Annotated in this window: 9 protein-coding genes; 6 read left to right on the forward strand and 3 right to left on the reverse strand. The window is 60.6% G+C overall.

Annotated elements, in window-relative coordinates; all coding sequences use genetic code 11:
- Nucleotides 1-72: 72 nt before the first annotated feature.
- From AC3IQ7_RS06605 to AC3IQ7_RS06615, 3 genes are all read right to left on the reverse strand, one after another.
- Entirely contained in the window at nucleotides 73-2,919 is a 2,847-nt protein-coding gene (locus tag AC3IQ7_RS06605; protein ID WP_489208663.1) for a TonB-dependent receptor, read from the reverse strand.
- Nucleotides 2,920-3,276: 357 nt separating this feature from the next.
- Complete coding sequence (locus AC3IQ7_RS06610) at nucleotides 3,277-5,952, reverse strand: TonB-dependent receptor (RefSeq protein WP_489208664.1); 2,676 nt, start codon at nucleotides 5,950-5,952, stop codon at nucleotides 3,277-3,279.
- A 179-nt stretch (nucleotides 5,953-6,131) separates the two neighbouring features.
- Nucleotides 6,132-8,912 carry a TonB-dependent receptor gene (locus AC3IQ7_RS06615; protein ID WP_322427406.1) on the reverse strand — a complete coding sequence of 927 codons (2,781 nt, stop codon included), beginning with the start codon at nucleotides 8,910-8,912 and terminating at the stop codon, nucleotides 6,132-6,134.
- 621 nt (nucleotides 8,913-9,533) lie between these two features.
- Here AC3IQ7_RS06615 and AC3IQ7_RS06620 point away from each other — a divergent pair.
- From AC3IQ7_RS06620 to AC3IQ7_RS06645, 6 genes are all read left to right on the forward strand, one after another.
- Entirely contained in the window at nucleotides 9,534-11,372 is a 1,839-nt protein-coding gene (locus AC3IQ7_RS06620; protein WP_489208665.1) for an ABC transporter substrate-binding protein, read from the forward strand.
- A gap of 28 nt (nucleotides 11,373-11,400) precedes the next feature.
- Nucleotides 11,401-12,339, forward strand: a complete 939-nt coding sequence (locus AC3IQ7_RS06625) for an ABC transporter permease (protein ID WP_034782513.1) — start codon at nucleotides 11,401-11,403, stop codon at nucleotides 12,337-12,339.
- 9 nt (nucleotides 12,340-12,348) lie between these two features.
- The gene (locus AC3IQ7_RS06630) at nucleotides 12,349-13,458 is read left to right on the forward strand and encodes an ABC transporter permease (RefSeq protein ID WP_035825181.1); all 1,110 of its coding nucleotides are present in this window, start codon (nucleotides 12,349-12,351) and stop codon (nucleotides 13,456-13,458) included.
- 9 nt (nucleotides 13,459-13,467) lie between these two features.
- A complete protein-coding gene (locus AC3IQ7_RS06635) occupies nucleotides 13,468-15,159 on the forward strand; it encodes an ABC transporter ATP-binding protein (protein WP_489208666.1) in 1,692 nt (563 codons plus the stop codon).
- Nucleotides 15,160-15,186: 27 nt separating this feature from the next.
- Nucleotides 15,187-16,149, forward strand: a complete 963-nt coding sequence (locus AC3IQ7_RS06640; protein WP_035825185.1) for a VTT domain-containing protein — start codon at nucleotides 15,187-15,189, stop codon at nucleotides 16,147-16,149.
- Between the two features lie 384 nt (nucleotides 16,150-16,533).
- Entirely contained in the window at nucleotides 16,534-17,553 is a 1,020-nt protein-coding gene (locus AC3IQ7_RS06645; RefSeq protein ID WP_035825187.1) for a glucokinase, read from the forward strand.
- The last annotated feature ends 1 nt before the right edge of the window (nucleotide 17,554 follow it).

The following is a 17,554-nucleotide window of genomic DNA, read 5'->3' on the forward strand; positions in this document are numbered from 1 at the left end:
TGCCGCGCAGCATGAAAAAAAGCCCGGAAAGCTTAGCTTTCCGGGCTTTTCAGTTTTCAGCTCAAGGTGAGCTTAGAACTTGTAGGAACCGCTCAGGTAGAACTGGCGGCCCAGGGCGCTCGAGTACGATGGGTTGTAGCCCACTTGATGCGAACCCGTGTTACGCAGGGTGAACGGCGGATCGCGGTCGAACAGGTTCAGGATGCCAGCCGTGACTTCCACGTTCTTCAGCGGACGGTAAGCCGTCTGGAAGTCGAAGGTGGTGTAGCTCGGCACTTCCAGCTGGATGCCATAGCATTCGCCTGGGCTGCCGGCGACGATCACGGCGCAGCCTTTTTCAGTCTGTTCCTTATCGGTGTAGCCATTGCGATAGCTGGCGCTCAGCGTATGCGTGAACTTGGCCGTCTCAAACGTTGTGGTGGCGCGGATGATGTTGCGGAAGCTGACCTTGTCGTTCGAACCGTAACGATTCAGGCTGGTTTCCCATTGATCATTCGTGCCTGGCGTCGTGTAGCGCGAGCGCAGCAGGTAGGTACCCATCAGGCGGCTCGTCAGGCGGCCGTCCAGCAGCTTCATCTTGTGGGTGAAGTCGTAGTCGATACCGCGGTTTTCTACTTTACCAATGTTGATTGGCAGCAGCTTGACGGCCAGCACGTCCTTGCCCGTCGAGGTGATGTGCTTGACGGTGAACAGGTCGGCGTACTTGGCTGGATTGTTGAAGATCAAGCCTTCGGAGACCGAGGTCACCTGATCGTTGATCTGCACGTTCCACAGGTCGAACGACATCGACAGGCTGTCGATCGGCTCGAACACGGTACCGATGCTCCACTGCTTCGACGTTTCCGGTTTCAATTCCGGATTGCCGCCCTGGAAGGCTTCGAACTGTTGGCGTACCACGCCTTCGCAATAGTTGGCCAGCGGGTGACCGCCCATGCCGTTCGCTGCGGTCAGCGGGCATTGATAGTTACCACCGGTTACACCCCAGTCTTCCAGCGGACCGGCGATTTCCTGCATGCTGGCGGCGCGGAAGCCGGTACCGGCAGCGGCGCGGAACATCAGGCTCTTGGTCGCGGAATACTTGCCGCTGATTTTCCAGGTGGTGGCGTTTTCCTTCTTGCCAACCGTCTTGCCCGTCAGCTTGTTGTCGATGGCGCCGATCTGGTCATAACGCAGCGAGCCGGTCATTTCCAGTTTCTTCGAAATCGGCAGCATCAGTTCGGCGTAGGCGCCCGCATTGTCGCGTGCGTATTCGCTGTCGACTTGCGCATTGTCAAACAGGATCTGCGCCTGCTTAGCCACGTCCGCCTGTTGCACCTTGTACGAGGTGTTGCGGTAGTCGGCGCCCACGCCCAGCATGGCCGTGCCGCCTGGCAGTGAGAACACAGGACGCGAAGCGCGGCCATCGATGCCCTTCATTTCCACGGTTTGCGTGTTGTAGGTACCGCTGAAGCCCGTGCCCATCAGTGCCTGGCGCATGGCGTCCGGCATGGAGCCTACAGGATAGGCGAACGGGTCGATGTTGCCATCAGCCAATTGCGCATCGAATTTGTCCGACAGGGGGAAACCGCTGACGTATTGTTGCGTCTGCTTGTTTTTCGAGTAGGTCACGGCGGAATTGATGTCCCAGCCGAATGCATTGCCATCGACGCCGGCAACGATATGGGTGGCTTTGGTGCCGTAGTTGTAGACGCGGTTGCCCATTTCCGACAGGCGATATTTGGCGACGGCGCCCGTGGCGTTGGCCAATTGCGCTGGCGTCAGGTTTGGTGCCAGGTATTTGTTGAACAGCGGCGAGCCGACGTCGACGGAGAAATCGGCCGGGTACGGCGCAATGCTGGCGATGACGCGCGCTTCGGTGTAAGCGAGGTCATAGAAACCCTGGAAGCCGGTTTTGCCCAGTTTGACGGTACCCGAGCTGAAGATGGCGTCGCGCTTCGATTCAGGATTGATTTCGATGGTCGATGGCGAATCGAAATAGCAGTTGCCGTCGCCATAGAAATCCATGTTGCTGGCGGCGCATTTGCCGCCATGGGCCAATGCGTACGGGTTCAGGTTGACGCTATCGACGAATGGCGTGCCGGTCTTCGGATTGATGACCACGGCGCCAGTCAGCGGATCGGTGCGGTTGTAATCGACAGTAGCGTTGCCAGGGGCCGAACGCGAGGAACCGTTGATGAATTGCAGCGCCTTGCCGGTCTTCGGATCGTTGAAATTGATGATGCCGCTTTTCGCGAAGCTGCGTTGCGATGCTTTCAGCGATTTTTGTTCGTCATGGCTGGCCGACACGAAGATGCTGTAGCCATCGTCGTCGATGTCGCCGAAGCCCTTGCTGATCGAAATCGAGTTGCTGGCGCCGCCCGATTCCTCAGGACGCGAGTACTTGGCATTGATTTCCAGCGGCGAAGCGCCTTTTTTCAGGATGAAGTTGACCACGCCGGCGATGGCGTCGGCGCCATACAGTGCCGAGGCGCCGTCCGTCAGCACTTCCACGCGCTCGATGGCCGACAGCGGGATCGAGTTCAGGTCGATGGTGGTGCCGGAATTGGATGGCGCCACGCGGCGGCCGTTCAGCAGCACCAGCGTGTAGGCTGCGCCGATATCGTGAATCGAGGCCGTGGTGACGCCGCCGCCGCCGCCGCCAACCGAATCGGCGGCCACGGAGAAGCCCTGCATCGCAGGAATTTGCTGAATGAAATCGGTCACCGTGGTGACGCCGGTTTTCTTGATGTCTTTCTGGTTGAACGACTGCACCGGCAGCGACGCTTCGGAAGCGATGCGCTTGATGCTCGAACCCGTGACTTCCACGCGTTGCATGGTGCCATCTGTTGTTTCTTGCGCATACGCGGTGTGCATGCTCAGGGCCATGCCGCCTGCAAACATCAGGCGCAGCGACCGCGATATTACATTTTCTATCATCATCTGAAATTCCTTGTTATTGTGATAAAGGCGGCAATTATTTTGAAATAACTTGTTGCTCACCAACAATTTATTTGCCTTTTTACAAATCCACCAATGAAAATTCTGTAAATTTTCAAGGCCCTCATCAAAACATTCACCATTCAGATTGTCAATTTCGCGCGGACTTTTTGGATGAAATGCAACATTTTCCTGTTTTTTTTATAATCCTTCAGCAATAAAGTATCGTGAACCCTTGTCAGACTTGCTCAGATGCGTAAAATAAAACGGCGCACATCATCGCTGATGGCGCCGCTTTTCTGTCGCTGGCACGCTGTTGCCAGCGCTGCCTGTTTTATCTGTCGACCTGAACTTTTCCCCTTAAAACGTATAGCTGCCGCGCAGGTAATACGCGCGCCCGATCGGATCCGTGTAGCGCGGGTCATAGCCTTTCTGGAACAGGGTGCCCTGGTTCGAGAACGGTGGCTCCCTGTCCAGCAGGTTCTTCACGCCGGCCGTCAGGAGCAAGCCCTTCCACGCATAACTGCCCGACAGTCCCAGCAGGCTGTACGACGGCACATCGTGTTTGTATTGGTCGGCAACATTGTTCTGGTCCGTGTAGCGGGACTTGAACGATTGCGACAGGGTGGCGCCCCAGTTGCCCTTGCGCCAGTTCAGCGCGGCCGTATGCTTCCAGCGAAATACGGGATTGTTGTCCGCATAGCGGCCCACGTTGGCGATGAAGGCGCCGTTGCGTTCGTTCTGGTAGTCGTACTTGCGGATCCACGTGCCATCGACCGAGACGCTGACATCGCCATACGCGCCGCGTCCCAGGCGCGCATTCAGGCTGACGTCGACGCCGTCAGTCTTCACTTCACCAAGGTTGTCGTTCAGGTCGAGGATGGCGTACGGTGAACCGTCGGGATTGCGCAGGAACAAGGCCTTGTATTTCTCGTAGTTGCCGAAGATCGATTGCTCGGGCAAGGAGGCAATCTTGTCTTTCAAATGGATGTTCCAGTAATCGATGGCGACGGTCACTTCCTTCACCGGTTCGAGCACCAGGCCGAAGGCGAAGGTGGTGGATTTTTCCGGTTTCAGGTTTGCATTGCCGCCTTGCAGCTTGAACTGCTGCAAGTCGCAATCGCGCAAGGGGTTGGCGCCCGGTTGCGGCACGCCGCCGGGGCACAGAATCGGGTCGTCATAGCTATCGTTGGTATCGTTCTTCGACGGCGGCGCATTCTTTTCAAACAGGGTGGGGGCGCGGAAACCCGTGCTGGCCGAGCCGCGCAGCACCAGCGCGCTGCTGGCCTGGTAGCGCAGGGCCAGTTTGGGATTGGTGGTGCTGCCCACGTCGCTGTAATGGTCGAAACGGGCAGCCAGCTGCACTTCCAGGTCCTTGATCAGCGGCAAGTTGATTTCGCCGAAGACGGCCTGGATGGTGCGCGCGCCCCGTTTGGACAGCGAGCCGGACAAGCCGGAGCTGGCGGCCTGGCCGGCGATGTCGCGGTTGACGTTGAAGTTGGCCTTTTCGCGCCGCACTTCGCCGCCCAAAGCGATGGCCAGCGGGCCGCCGGCCAGCTGCATCAGGTCGCGGCTGCCCTTGAGGTCGAAGCCCGTGGTGGTGACCTTGGCATTCTGCACTTCGCCGCGCAGGGCCGTGCTGTCGAGGTAAGCCTTGCCGGCCGCATCCTGCACGCCAAACGGGTTCAGGATGCCATTGAGCACGCCAGCGGCAAAGCTCGCATCCTGCACATAGCCGTTGGTAAATTTCTCCGACGACTTGCTGATCGCATGGCTCAGTCCCGTCTTGTAATCCCAGCCCGCCAGTTCCCCTTCCAGCGCCAGCACCAGGCGGTCGGCTTTGCCGGTGGAATCGATCTGCCGCTGGCCCGCTTCCACGGGGCGCCAGTTGACGCTCAGGGGCTGGCCCGACAAGCCCGGCTGGGCCGGCACACCGCCCGCATTGCCCGGATAGTATCGGCTGGAGTTGGGCAGGATCAAGCCTGTTTGCGGCGGCGGCGCCGTGCGTGCCTTCACCTTGTTTTCCGAATGCAGGTATTCCACCGTGGCCAGGTGGCCGCCGCCGAGCTTGAAGGCGCCCTTGCCGAAGAAGGCCAGCTGTTCCTGCGCCGGCAGGTCGTCGATCTGGCGCGTGTAATCCTGGCGGCAAGTGCCGTTCGCCGGCACGGCCGGCACCGACAGCGGCGGCAAGCAGCCGCTGGCCGCGTAGGGATTGCCGGCCAGCCCGTCGCCGCCATTGGCTGCCGCATCAAAGTAATTGCCGGGAAAGGTCGTGCCGCTGGTAATGGACAGGCCGCGCGAGGGGACGATGCCGGTGGCCGAGAAGGCGCGGTCCTGCGAGGTCAGCACTTTTTGCTTGTGATAGTCGAGCACGCCAAAAATATTGTAGCCATCCGTGTCGAGCTCGCCAAAGCCCGTCGACAGGTTGAGGCGGTGCTCGTCGCCGCCCTTGTGCTGGGGGGCGATGATTTCGGCGGTGATGTTCGTGACGTTGACGGAGCGCTTCGTGATGAAGTTGATGACACCGCCGATGGCGTCCGTGCCGTAGATGGCCGAGGCGCCGTCGCGCAGCACTTCGACCCGTTCCAGGGCGGCGATGGGAATGATGTTCAGATCGACGCTGGCGCCGTCATACGGATGGTTGGCGATGCGCCGGCCATTGAGCAGCACCAGGGTCTTGTCGCCGCCCAGGCCGCGCAAGTCGGCGCTGGCCTGGCCGCCCGTGGGCAAGCCGCTGGTATTGCCGCCAACGGCATTGCCGCTGCCCATGCTCGATGCATTCGAGGGAATTTTGCTGAGCACTTCCTGGGCCGTCGTCAAGCCCTGTCTGGCGAAATCCTCGGCCTTGAAGATGGACAAGGGCGTCGCCGTTTCCGCGACGAGGCGCTTGATGGAGGAGCCGGTGACTTCGACGCGCTGCATGGCGGGCGTGCCGGCTGCGTCGGTGTCCTGCGCCATGGCCGCATGGCCATACGCGCCGAGCAAGGCTGCGCACAGCAGGCGCAAGGTAGGGGAGGGACTGCGGGTTGGCATCATCTGACACTCCTGTGGCGTGGGTTTGGCCAAGTGGCCTGCAAGGGAGTTTTACAGGCGCGCAGGAGGTAAGGTTTGCGCTGGCGCAATAGGCATGTGGATGAGGGAACTGGCGCCACAGTCGCAGACGAAAAAAAAGGCGGTGATTACTCACCGCCTTGCGTCAGGATACGTGTGTCAGCTTAGAAAAACTTGTAGCTGGCACCCAGTTTGAAGTAGCGGCCGATGGCGCCGCTGGCATCCATCGGGTTGTAGCTCATGCCGCCGTAGGTCAGCGGATCGAGCGGCGCGATCTTGTCGGTCACGTTGTTGATCGAGGCAAACAGTTGCAGCTGTTTGCTGACATTCCAACGGCTTGACAGGTCGAGCGTGGTGAACGACGCGATCTTGCAACCGTTTGGCGCGGACGTGCCATCGGCCAGTTTGGAGGCGCAAGGCTTGCCTTCAAATAGGATGTTCTTCATGTCCGAACGGTAGTTCAGCACGCCGCTGACGTTCCAGTTGCCCAGGTCCCACGAGCCGGTGAGATTGATCTTGTCCTTCGGCGTGCCGGCGCAGTTGGAGGTATCGCAATTGCCATGCGTGCCAGCGAACTGGTAGCGCACGGTGGATGACTCGGCGCGTACCCACGAGGCGATGTGGGTCCAGGTCAGGCCAAACGTGGCGCGGCCATAGTCGCCCAGACGCACGCGCTGCTTGATGTCCAGGTCGATACCCTTGATCTCCGTAAAGCTGGAGTTGCGGTACGGTGCCTTGGTGATCAGCAAGGTGCCCGTATTCGGCGTGACAACGCCGTTGATGGTCAGGTTGTTGTCGGCGCGGATGGCGGTCGGCAGGGCGGCCGCTTCGTTGTACGGCAGCGGATTGATCTCGTTTTCACGCTTGATCTTCCAGCCGTCCAGCGACAGGCTGGTATCGTTGAACGGATCCCATACCAAGCCCAGGGTGTAGCCCTTGGATTTTTCCGGCTTCAGGCTAGGGTCGCCAATCTTGACTGCCGCCACTTGCAGTTCACAATCGCTGGCATTGGCGCCCGGCAAGCGGGTGCCGCCCGGGCAGCGCACGGGATCGCTCACGGTCGAAGTGCCGGTCGATTGCGAATCGGCATTGCTTTCGGCCGGGCCCGGAGCGCGGAAGCCTTCCGAATACGTGCCGCGCACGGCGAAGGTTTTCAGCGGCGTCCACTTGGCGCCCAGTTTCGGCGTGGTCGACGAGAAACGGTCGTATTTGTCGTAGCGCAAGGCGCCCGACAGTTCCACCGTCTTGAAGACGGGTGCCAGCACTTCCAGGAATACGGCCGAGACCTTGCTGTCGCCCTTGGCGGCAACATAGCTGGAGTTGATGGAGCCGTTTTCCGTGCCCGACAACGATGGATTGTCGAGCTTGTCGCGGCGGTGTTCCGCACCGACGGCCAGGCCCATGGCGCCACCGGGCAGTTGCATCAGCTCGCGCGATGCCTTGAAGTCGATGATGTCGAGCTTGGTCGTGGAGTCGGAGGTAGCGTTGGTCACCATGGCCGCGTACAGCGAGGCGGGATTCTTGCTTGCCTGCGCGCCGATATAGTACGGGAAATATTTGCTGTTCGGGTTGCCCAGGGCGTCCTTGACGACGGCCATGTTCAGCATGTTGCTGTAATCGAGGTGCAGCTTCGATTCCGAATGTGTATAGCCGGCATCGTAGTCCCAGCCCATGGCATTGCCCTTGACGCCGAGCACGATGCGGTTGAACTCATTGTTGGCCTGGCGCGTGCTGGCGCCCACGTCGAAAGCCTGGTAGCGCACGCGCACCGGCACGCCGTACGGATTTTGCGGGTGATTGGCGGCCAGCACGATGGTGGTGCCGGCGCCGGAGCCGTAGTTGATGACGCCAGTCGGGCTGCCGGCGTTCGGCGGGAAGGCGATGGTGGGCGTGATCGACGGTGGTATCAGGGTAAAGGCCGTGTCGCGCTTCGAATAGCCCGCTTCCGCATACACCTGGGTGTCGGCATTGACTTGCCACGTACCGCGCGTGTACAGGTTGATCGATTCGATCTTCGGCTGCATCGAACGGAACTGGTCGTGATGCCACAGGCAGCCACCCTTCGGATCTTGCGGCGAAGATACGGACAAGGTGGAGCAACCGGGCAGCGAAACATAGTTGTTGGTGACGGGGTCGCGGATCAGGCCCGCTGGCGAGGCATTCGCATCGTTGTTGCCATTAATGTAACCGCCGGCGAACTGGGTGTTGATCGCATAGCCATACGGACGCAGGTCGGCTTTGCCTATCCATTTTCGCCCGGCCCGCTCGTTGTTCATCAGCATGTCCGATTTGGTGTATTCGGCGTTGACGACGAAGTTGAATTTATCCGTGTCGAGGTTGCCCTTGCCGAAGGTCAGCGAGGCGCGGTGCTGTTTGGCGTCGCTGTCGCCGGAGATGCCCGTGTCGCCCTTCAGGGTCAGGCCTTCGAAGTCCTTGCGCAGGATGATGTTGACGACGCCGGCGATGGCGTCCGCGCCATACGTGGAAGAGGCGCCATCCTTGAGGATTTCGATGCGCTCGACGATCTGCATCGGCACGGTGGACAGGTCGGTGAAGCTTTTCTGGCCGTCATCGGCCCGCGCGAATGGCGCCATGCGGCGGCCATTGAGCAAGACCAGGGTCGAGGTGGCGCCCAGGCCGCGCAGCGAGATGGCCGTGGAACCGGCGGCAAAGCCGTTGCCGAAGCCCGTCGGCAGGGAGCCGGCGCCATCGGCGGTCAGGGTTTGCAGGTATTCGGCGACGGTGGCCTTGCCCGATTTCATCAAGTCGTCGCGGGTGATGACCTGTACCGGTGACGCGGTCTCGGCTGTGGCTCGTTTGATGCTCGAGCCGGTAATTTCCACACGTTGGACATTGGCGTCTTGCGCCATTGCCGGCGCAGCCATCATGCCAAGGCTGATCGCTGCTACGCTACCCGAAAAAATCAGGCGTACGGAGCGGGACATAACTGTTTCCATCATCATTCTCGAAACTCCGAAAAAAGCTAGGTTGGCTGTTTTTAGGCACAACGTCGCTAGTCTAAAAAAGATTGCTGCGTCGGCAATCGCTGTGGGATGAACGGCATACTGTGCGTTGCCGTGCTTGATAAGACCACTTGCCGAGAATCCTTGTCAACGCGCAAATGTGACATTTCGGGATGGAAACAACAGTGTTTTTTATAATGTCTGAATGTTTCAGTATTGGCAATTATCTTAATGTTGCGCTGCGCTATGCGTATTCCGCCCCACCGATAGAAAGTGCGCTCATTCACGGACGTAAGGGTTTCTACCAATGCGCTTTTGCGCGGCATCATCCAGGGAATGTTGCGGTGCGGAATATTTCCCCGGTGGCGCGGGTGGTTGTTGCCATGCACGCCAGAAGTACCGCAGCTTTTTGCCCGGCATGCAAAATATGCGTTATCGTTACGCGTTTTCCAGCTCGTCAACCCACCGACGCGGCTGGCTGCGAACAAGGCATAGATCTTGCGTGGATGGACTGGTTTTGGCGGTGGAATCCTGTATCCCAGGGGGAAGCCAGTACAAGCGCACCAATGCGGTGCGACAGATAATCGAGATGAAGGGTATTACATGAAGTCACCATGGATGCGGCGCGTGGCGCTGCTCGCCTGCCTGGCCACCCTGCCGCTGGCGGCCGTTGCCGCCGATGCCGCCCCTGCTGCCGCGGCCGCGCCGGTCAAAACCTTGCGCTATATCCTGCCGGCCGCCGAGACGGGCTTCGATCCGGCCACCGCGCGCGACCTGTATTCGAACCACATCACGCAGGCCGTCTTCGACACCCTGTACACCTATGATTACCTGGCGCGCCCCGTGAAGGTGGTGCCCGGCGCGGCCGCCGCCATGCCGGAAGTGTCCGCCGACGGCAAGACCTACACCATCCGCCTGAAAAAAGGCATCCTGTTCACGCCCGACGCCGCGTTTGGCGGCAAGCGCCGCGAACTGACGATGGCCGATTACGTGTATTCGTGGAAGCGGCTGTTCGACCCGCGCCTGGCTTCGCCGCACAGCTGGCTGTTCGAAGGCAAGGTAGTGGGGCTCGATGATCTGGCCAAGGAAGCGGCCAAGTCGAACAAGCTCGATTTCAACAAGAAGGTGGCCGGCCTGGAAATCCTCGACCCGTACACCTTGCGCATCACGCTGACCAAGACCGATTTCAATTTTCCCATGATCCTCGCCTATGTGCCGACGGCCGCCGTGGCGCGCGAAGTGGTGTACAAGTACGGCGACGTGAAGGGCGAGGTAGGCTCGAATCCCGTCGGCACAGGCTATTACACCCTCGGTGAGTGGACGCGCGGCAACCGCATCGTCCTGAACCGCAATCCGCAGCACTTGCCGGAAACGTGGAATTTCATGGCCGGCGACGACCCGGACGACCAGCGCATCGTGCGCCAGATGCAGGGTAAACGCATTCCTGCCATCGACCGCATCGAAATTTCCGTGATGATCGAAGACCAGTCGCGCTGGCTGTCCTTCCAGAGCGGCGGCACGGACGTGTTCTGGCTCGATGGCCCGCTGGCGCCGAAAGCATTGCTGAACGGCAAGCTGCGTCCCGAACTGGCCGAGAAGGGCGTGCAACTGTCGCGCCTGCTTGATCCGGAAATCAGCTATTACTACTGGAATATGGAAGACCCGACCCTCGGCGGCTTCAGCAAGGAAAAGATCGCCCTGCGCCGCGCCATCGCGATGGCGCACAATATCGACGAGGAAATCCGCATCATCTGGAATGGCCAGGCCAAGCGCCTCGACTATCCGATACCGCCCGGCGTCGTCGGCTACGATCCCCACTACAAATCCCTGCTGCAATACGATCCCGTGCTGGCGAACAAATTGCTGGATAAATTCGGCTACAAGAAGGGTGCCGATGGCTGGCGTACCTTGCCGGACGGCAAGCCGCTGCTGATCCGCTACGCTTCGCGCAACGAAGCCAATGGCGTGCTGCAGGCGGAAATGTGGCGCAAGACGTATAACTCGCTGGGCATCCGCATGGAAAACGACCGCATGATCTTTTCCGACATCTTAAAAACGGAAAAGCAGTGCAAGATGCAGACGCGCACGGCGCCCTGGCTGGCCGACTATCCGGACGGCGACAACTTCATGCAGCTGTTCTACGGCCCGAACACGCACCAGAACAACAATGGCTGCTACCAGGATCCCGAGTACGATAAATGGTACGCGGCCAGCCAGGCCATGCCGGCCAGCCCCGAGCGCGACGAGCTGTTCCACAAGATGGCGCGCCGCCTGGAAGTCAATGCGGGCGCCCTGATCGGCTATGCGCGCTACCGCAACATGCTGGCGCAAAAGTCGGTGCAGGGCTACAAGAAGCACCCGATCCTGTTCCAGGAATGGGCGTACATGGATATCGACAGCACGGGTGCGCCGGTAGCTACTCCGGCCCCTGCTGCTAAGTAAGCGCAGCTTATAACGACAAGGAATCATTATGTTTGCTTATATCCTGCGCCGCCTGTGGCAGATGCTGCCCACCATGCTGGGCGTGGTCCTGCTGGTGTTTATCCTGTTTAACTGGGTGGGCGGCGACCCTGCTTACATCCTGGCCGGCAAGATGTCTAGTGCGGAAAGCATCGCCAACATCCGCCGCCAGCTTGGTGTCGACCAGCCGTATTATGTGCAGCTGTGGATCTTCATCAAGCAGATCGTCACGTTCGACTTCGGCCAGAGCTGGGCCACGGGGGAATCCGTGTCGCACATCATCACGTCGCGCCTGGGGCCGTCGATGATGGTCTTGATCCCGCTGACCGTGCTGGAAACGTTTTTTGGCGTGGCGCTGGCGCTGGCCATCGCCTTCGTGCGCGGCTCGCTGACGGACCGCGCCGTCATGATCGCCTGTACGGTGGGCATGTCGATTTCCATCCTCGTCTACATCATCGTCTTCCAGTACGGCTTCGCCTATAAACTGGGCCTGTTCCCCGTGCAGGGCTGGGGCGACAGCTTCTGGGAAAACCTGCTGCGCTATTCCACCTTGCCGATCCTGATCGGCCTGGCCGTCTCCATCGCACCGACCCTGCGCCTGTTCCGCACCTTCGTGCTGGACGAGGCGAACCAGGATTACGTGCGCACGGCGCGCGCCAAGGGCCTCAAGGAAGGCCGCATCATGTGGGTGCACGTGCTGCGCAATGCCGGCATTCCCATCATTACCTATGTGATGTCGAACTTGCCGGCCCTGCTGATCGGCGCATTCCTGCTCGAGCGCTTTTTCGGCATCCCCGGCATCGGGCGTGAAGTGATTCTGGCTGTCGAGCGCAGCGACTTTCCGGTGATCAAGGCGATCACCGTGTACGTTGCCGCCGCCACCATGCTCTTCAACCTGCTCACCGACCTGCTGTACCAGGCGGTCGATCCTCGCGTACAACTGAAGTAGAAAGAGACGATGTCGAAACCTCATACATCGCCCGGCCTGTGGGCCCTGGCGTGGCGCCGTTTGCGCGGCGACAAGATTGCAATGGTATCGCTGGCCGTGGTCGGCGCCTTTTTCCTGCTGGTGCTGGCGTCCGCCAGCGGCCTGGTGGCCTCGAACTGGGAAGACGAAGTGGCCGTCAGCTACGCGCCGCCGACCTTCGTTGGCGCCGACAAGGACGTCGCCGCCGATGGCGCGATGCCCGTGACGGATGAGCGCAGCGCGCCGACACCCGTCAACGTGCTCGATCCGCTGGCCGACGACATCGCCGAACTGCGCGCCCAGATGGGCAGCAATCCATCGGCTGGCGTGGAAATGTACGGCGTCACCGATCCGCTGGCCGACGACTTGACGGCCCTGCGCGCCGGCATGGGCAAGGCCAAGAAACTCGTCACGCACAAGGCGGCAACCCTGCCGTTCGGCGCCGACAAGTGGGGCCACGACATCCTGCAGAAAACCATCAAGGGCGGCGAAACGTCGATCGTCGTGGGCCTGGTGGCAGCCTTGCTGGCCGTGGTGCTGGGCACGATTTTTGGCGCCGTGTCCGGCTACTTCGGCGGCGTCGTCGATGACTTTTTCAATTGGTTCTACAGCATTTTTACCTCGATCCCGTCGATCCTGATGATCTTGACGGTGGCGGCGGTGCTGCAGCAAAAGGGCGTGCTGACCATCGTGCTGATTCTGGGCTTGACGGGCTGGACAGGGCCATACCGTTTGATACGCGCCGAATACATCAAGCACAAGGCGCGCGAATACGTGATGGCGGCCGACGCCATCGGCGCCTCGCACTGGCGCAAGATGTTTTCCCACATCTTCCCGAACGTCAGTCACGTTGCCTTGGTGCAAATGTCGATTCTGGTGGTGGGCTTCATCAAGGCGGAAGTGATCCTGAGCTTCCTCGGCTTTGGCGTGCCGGTGGGTACCGTCTCGTGGGGCAGCATGCTCAACGAGGCACAAAATGAACTGATCCTGGGCAAATGGTGGCAGCTGACCGCCGCCGCCACGGCGATGGCCGTGCTGGTGACGGCGTTCTCGCTGTTTACCGATGCCTTGCGCGATGCGCTCGACCCCAAAGTGAAATAGGAGTTGCTCATGGACCAGAATAACCTGTTGGAAGTGCGCGACCTGCGCGTCACCTTCCGCCTGGACAAGAAGACCACGTTCGAAGCCGTCAAGGGCATCTCGTTCAACGTGCCGCGCAACAGCACCGTCGCGCTGGTGGGCGAATCGGGCAGCGGCAAGTCCGTCAGCTCGCTGGCCGTGATGGGCTTGTTGCCGCCAGATAACACCATCATCGATCCCGCGTCGAGCATCCACTTTGGCGGGCGCGACCTGCTCAAATTGTCGATCGCCGAGCGGCGCACCATGTGCGGCAAGGATATTTCGATGATCTTCCAGGAGCCGATGTCGTCGCTGAACCCCGTGTTTACAGTCGGATTCCAGATCGCCGAAGTGTTGCGCCAGCACATGGGCATGAACCGCAAGCAGGCGCGGGTGCGCACCTTGGAGTTGCTGGAGGAAGTGGGCATCCCCGATCCGGCCACCAAGATCGACGCCTACCCGAGCCAGATGTCGGGCGGCCAGCAGCAGCGCGTGATGATCGCCATGGCGATCGCCTGCGAACCGAAACTGCTGATCGCGGACGAGCCGACGACGGCGCTGGACGTGACGATCCAGAAGCAGATCATGGACTTGATCGCGGCGCTGCAAAAGAAGCACCAGATGTCCGTGCTCTTCATTACCCACGACCTGGGTCTGGTGGGGGAAATCGCCGACCAGGTGATCGTCATGCGCCACGGCGAAGTGCGCGAGACGGGCGAGGTGCGCCAGGTATTTGAAGCGCCGCAAGACAGTTATACCAAGGCCCTGCTGCATTGCCGCCCTTCGCTGGACGAGCGCCCGTGGCGCCTGCCAGTGATTGCCGACTATATGGAGGGCAAGGCCGGCCCCGGCGTGGAAGTCAAACAGCGCACGCGCGGCTATACGCCGGGCGACGAGCCGGTGCTGGTGGTGAATAACTTGAGCAAAAGTTTTTATACGCGTGTAGGCTTGTTCGGCAAGCGCGAATTCCAGGCCGTCAAGGATGTGTCGTTCACCTTGCCACGCGGAAAAACGCTGGGCGTGGTGGGCGAGTCCGGTTCCGGCAAGACGACGGTGGGCTTGACCTTGCTGCGCCTGCACCAGGCAACTAGTGGCACGGCCATGTTCCACGGCAAGGATTTGATTGCCATGCCGAACAGGGAGTATTTGCCGTATAAACGCCGCATCCAGATCATCTTCCAGAATCCATACGCATCGCTGAACCCCCGCTTCACGGTGGGGCAGATTTTGCTGGAACCGATGCGCATCCACAAGATCGGCGCGACCGACCAGGAACGCATCGCCAAGGCCTACTGGCTGCTCGACAAAGTCGGCTTGCCGGAACAGGCTTTCCACCGCTATCCGCACGAGTTTTCCGGTGGACAACGCCAGCGCATCGCGATTGCCCGCTGCCTGACCATGCAGCCGGAAATTTTAGTCTGCGACGAATCCGTGTCGGCGCTCGACGTGTCGGTGCAGGCGCAGGTGCTTAACCTGTTGCAGGATTTGCAGGATGAATTTGGATTGTCGTACATCTTCATCTCGCACGATTTGTCCGTCGTCAAATACATCGCCGACCAGGTGATGGTGATGCACAAGGGGCAAGTGGTGGAGCTGGCCGATTCGGACGAGCTGTACCGCAATCCCGTGCATCCGTACACGCGCACGCTGTTAAGCGCCATACCCAAGGGCGTGCAAATATAAATACGCTTTTACGGTAAGATAGCGGCCATGCCCAACCTCATTTATCTGCTCGAACATTACGGTGTCCTGATTGTCTTTGGCATCGTGCTGGTGGAGCAGCTTGGCCTGCCGATTCCCGCCTTTCCCATCCTCGTGGTGGCGGGGGCGCTGGCCGTCGATGGCGACATGAATGGGGGACTGGTGCTGGCTGCCGCGCTAAGCGCCTGCCTGATCAGCGACTTCACGTGGTTCCGCGCGGGCCGCCATTTCGGCAAGCGCATCCTGCGGCTGCTGTGCCGCATCTCGCTGTCGCCCGATTACTGCGTCAGCCAGACGGAAGATAAATTCAAGCGCTGGGGCCCGAAAGCCTTGATCGTTTCCAAATTCGTGCCGGGTTTCAATACCGTGGCCGCGCCCATGTCGGGCGCGCTGGGCACGCCGCCGGGACTGTTCTTCCTGTACGCGGGCCTGGGCGCCTTGCTGTGGAGCGGCACGGGCATCGTCGTCGGCGTGATTTTCCATGCCAGCGTGCAGCAGGTGCTCGACTTGCTCAGCACCATGGGCAGCACGGCCTTGCTGATGCTGGCCACCTTGCTGGGCTTGTTCCTTCTGTACAAATTCCTTGAACGCCGGCGTTTCCGCCAGGCCTTGCAGATCGAGCGCATCGGCATCGATGAATTGCTCGAACTCATAGAGCAGGGCGAGGAGCCGCTGATGGTCGACGCGCGCAGCGCCACGGCGCAGGCGCTGGAGCCGGCCGTGCCGGGCGCCTTGTTCTTCAACGGCAAGGAACCCGTGCCGGCCATGATCGCCATGGACAAGGACCGCCACATCATCGTGTATTGCAGCTGTCCCAACGACGTGACGGCCGCGCAAGTGGCCAAGCTGCTGCACCAGCACGGCTTCCACCGGGCCAAGCCCCTGCATGGCGGCCTGGACGCCTGGAATGCCGCCTACCGCTCGGACGAGCCGGCGCCCGCCAGCCTGCTGGGCGAAGGCTTGCCGTCCTGATTCTCCTGATTGCTGGCCGATAGCAGTTGCTTGGTAGCACGCAAGTCGGTAGTAATAATACGAAAACACTGTTGCAGCGCCGCCAGGACGGCAGTGTCATACCTGCGCCGTTCCATACAAAGCGGCTTTGCGCAAACTCCGGCATACTGTGCTTTCAAGGCGACTCCTGCTGCTGTGCAGCATGCTTTTCGTGCGCCTGCCGAGTGCGAGTACTTACTATAAATCATTGTTTTTAAGCAATTTTGGCGCTGCTTGTTGCATTTGGAGTGGAACTACCAATAAAGGCTTGTTTTGATGTACTTAAACTACAAACTTTGCTTGCCTCCGGGCGCATTCATCCTTTAAGCTTGGCGTCCCATGCGTCCCACTTCATCATTTAAAATCATGAGCGCTTCGTCTTCTCCCGTACTGCCGACTTCCGCCTTCGCCGATGGACCGCGCCTGCTGGCCGACGTGGGCGGCACCAATGCCCGTTTCGCCCTGGAAGTGGCCGCCGGCCACATCACCCTGGTGGAAGTGTTGCCCTGTGCCGATTACCCGAGCCTGTCCGCCGCCCTGCAAGCCTACCTGGCCCTGCCGCACATTGCGGCCGCCGGCGGGCAAGCCGTGCGCCATGCCGTGATCGCCATCGCCAACCCGGTCGACGGCGATTTCCTCAGCATGACGAATCACCACTGGTCGTTCTCAATCCGCGCCATGCGCGAAGAGTGCGGTTTCACGACCCTGGACGTGGTCAACGATTTCACGGCCCTGGCGCGCGCCTTGCCGCAGTTGTCGAACGAGCAAAAGCACCAGGTGGGCGCGGGTACGGCCCGTCCGAACACGGCCATCGGCCTGATCGGCGCCGGCACGGGCCTGGGCGTATCGGGCCTGATTCCTTCGCATGGCGGCTGGATCGCCCTGCAAAGCGAGGGCGGCCACGTCAGCTTTGCGCCATTCAATGAAGTGGAAGTGAGCATTCTGCAATTCGCCTGGCGTGAATACGAGCATGTCTCGGCCGAGCGCCTGATTTCCGGCGATGGCCTGGAATTGATCTACCGCGCCCTGGCCGACCGCGCGGGCGTGCCGGCGGAAGACTTGCCGGCGGCGGAAATCACGCGCCGCGCGCTGGCAGGCGAATCCCAGCTGTGCGACGACGTCATCGAAGCGTTCTGCTGCATGCTCGGCACCGTGGCGGGCAACGTTGCCGTCACCCTAGGCGCGCTGGGCGGCATTTATATCGGCGGCGGCATCGTGCCACGCCTGGGCGCGCGTTTCGACCGCTCCGGCTTCCGCGCCCGCTTCGAGCGCAAGGGCCGCTTCGCCAATTATGTCTCACAAGTGCCGACCTTCGTCATCACGGCGCAGTACCCAGCTTTCCTGGGCGCATCGGCCATTCTCTCGGAGAAACTCGCCTCCCTGTGAT

Source organism: Janthinobacterium sp. GL_088 (assembly GCF_057837845.1).

What these genes read in the sequence shown, in the direction of transcription:
- AC3IQ7_RS06640 (WP_035825185.1), top strand. Translation starts at nt 15,187, where the DNA reads ATGCCCAACCTCATTTATCTGCTCGAACATTACGGTGTCCTGATTGTC.
- AC3IQ7_RS06615 (WP_322427406.1), bottom strand. Translation starts at nt 8,912, where the DNA reads ATGTCCCGCTCCGTACGCCTGATTTTTTCGGGTAGCGTAGCAGCGATC.
- AC3IQ7_RS06620 (WP_489208665.1), top strand. Translation starts at nt 9,534, where the DNA reads ATGAAGTCACCATGGATGCGGCGCGTGGCGCTGCTCGCCTGCCTGGCC.
- AC3IQ7_RS06645 (WP_035825187.1), top strand. Translation starts at nt 16,534, where the DNA reads ATGAGCGCTTCGTCTTCTCCCGTACTGCCGACTTCCGCCTTCGCCGAT.
- AC3IQ7_RS06635 (WP_489208666.1), top strand. Translation starts at nt 13,468, where the DNA reads ATGGACCAGAATAACCTGTTGGAAGTGCGCGACCTGCGCGTCACCTTC.
- AC3IQ7_RS06630 (WP_035825181.1), top strand. Translation starts at nt 12,349, where the DNA reads ATGTCGAAACCTCATACATCGCCCGGCCTGTGGGCCCTGGCGTGGCGC.
- AC3IQ7_RS06605 (WP_489208663.1), bottom strand. Translation starts at nt 2,919, where the DNA reads ATGATGATAGAAAATGTAATATCGCGGTCGCTGCGCCTGATGTTTGCA.
- AC3IQ7_RS06610 (WP_489208664.1), bottom strand. Translation starts at nt 5,952, where the DNA reads ATGATGCCAACCCGCAGTCCCTCCCCTACCTTGCGCCTGCTGTGCGCA.
- AC3IQ7_RS06625 (WP_034782513.1), top strand. Translation starts at nt 11,401, where the DNA reads ATGTTTGCTTATATCCTGCGCCGCCTGTGGCAGATGCTGCCCACCATG.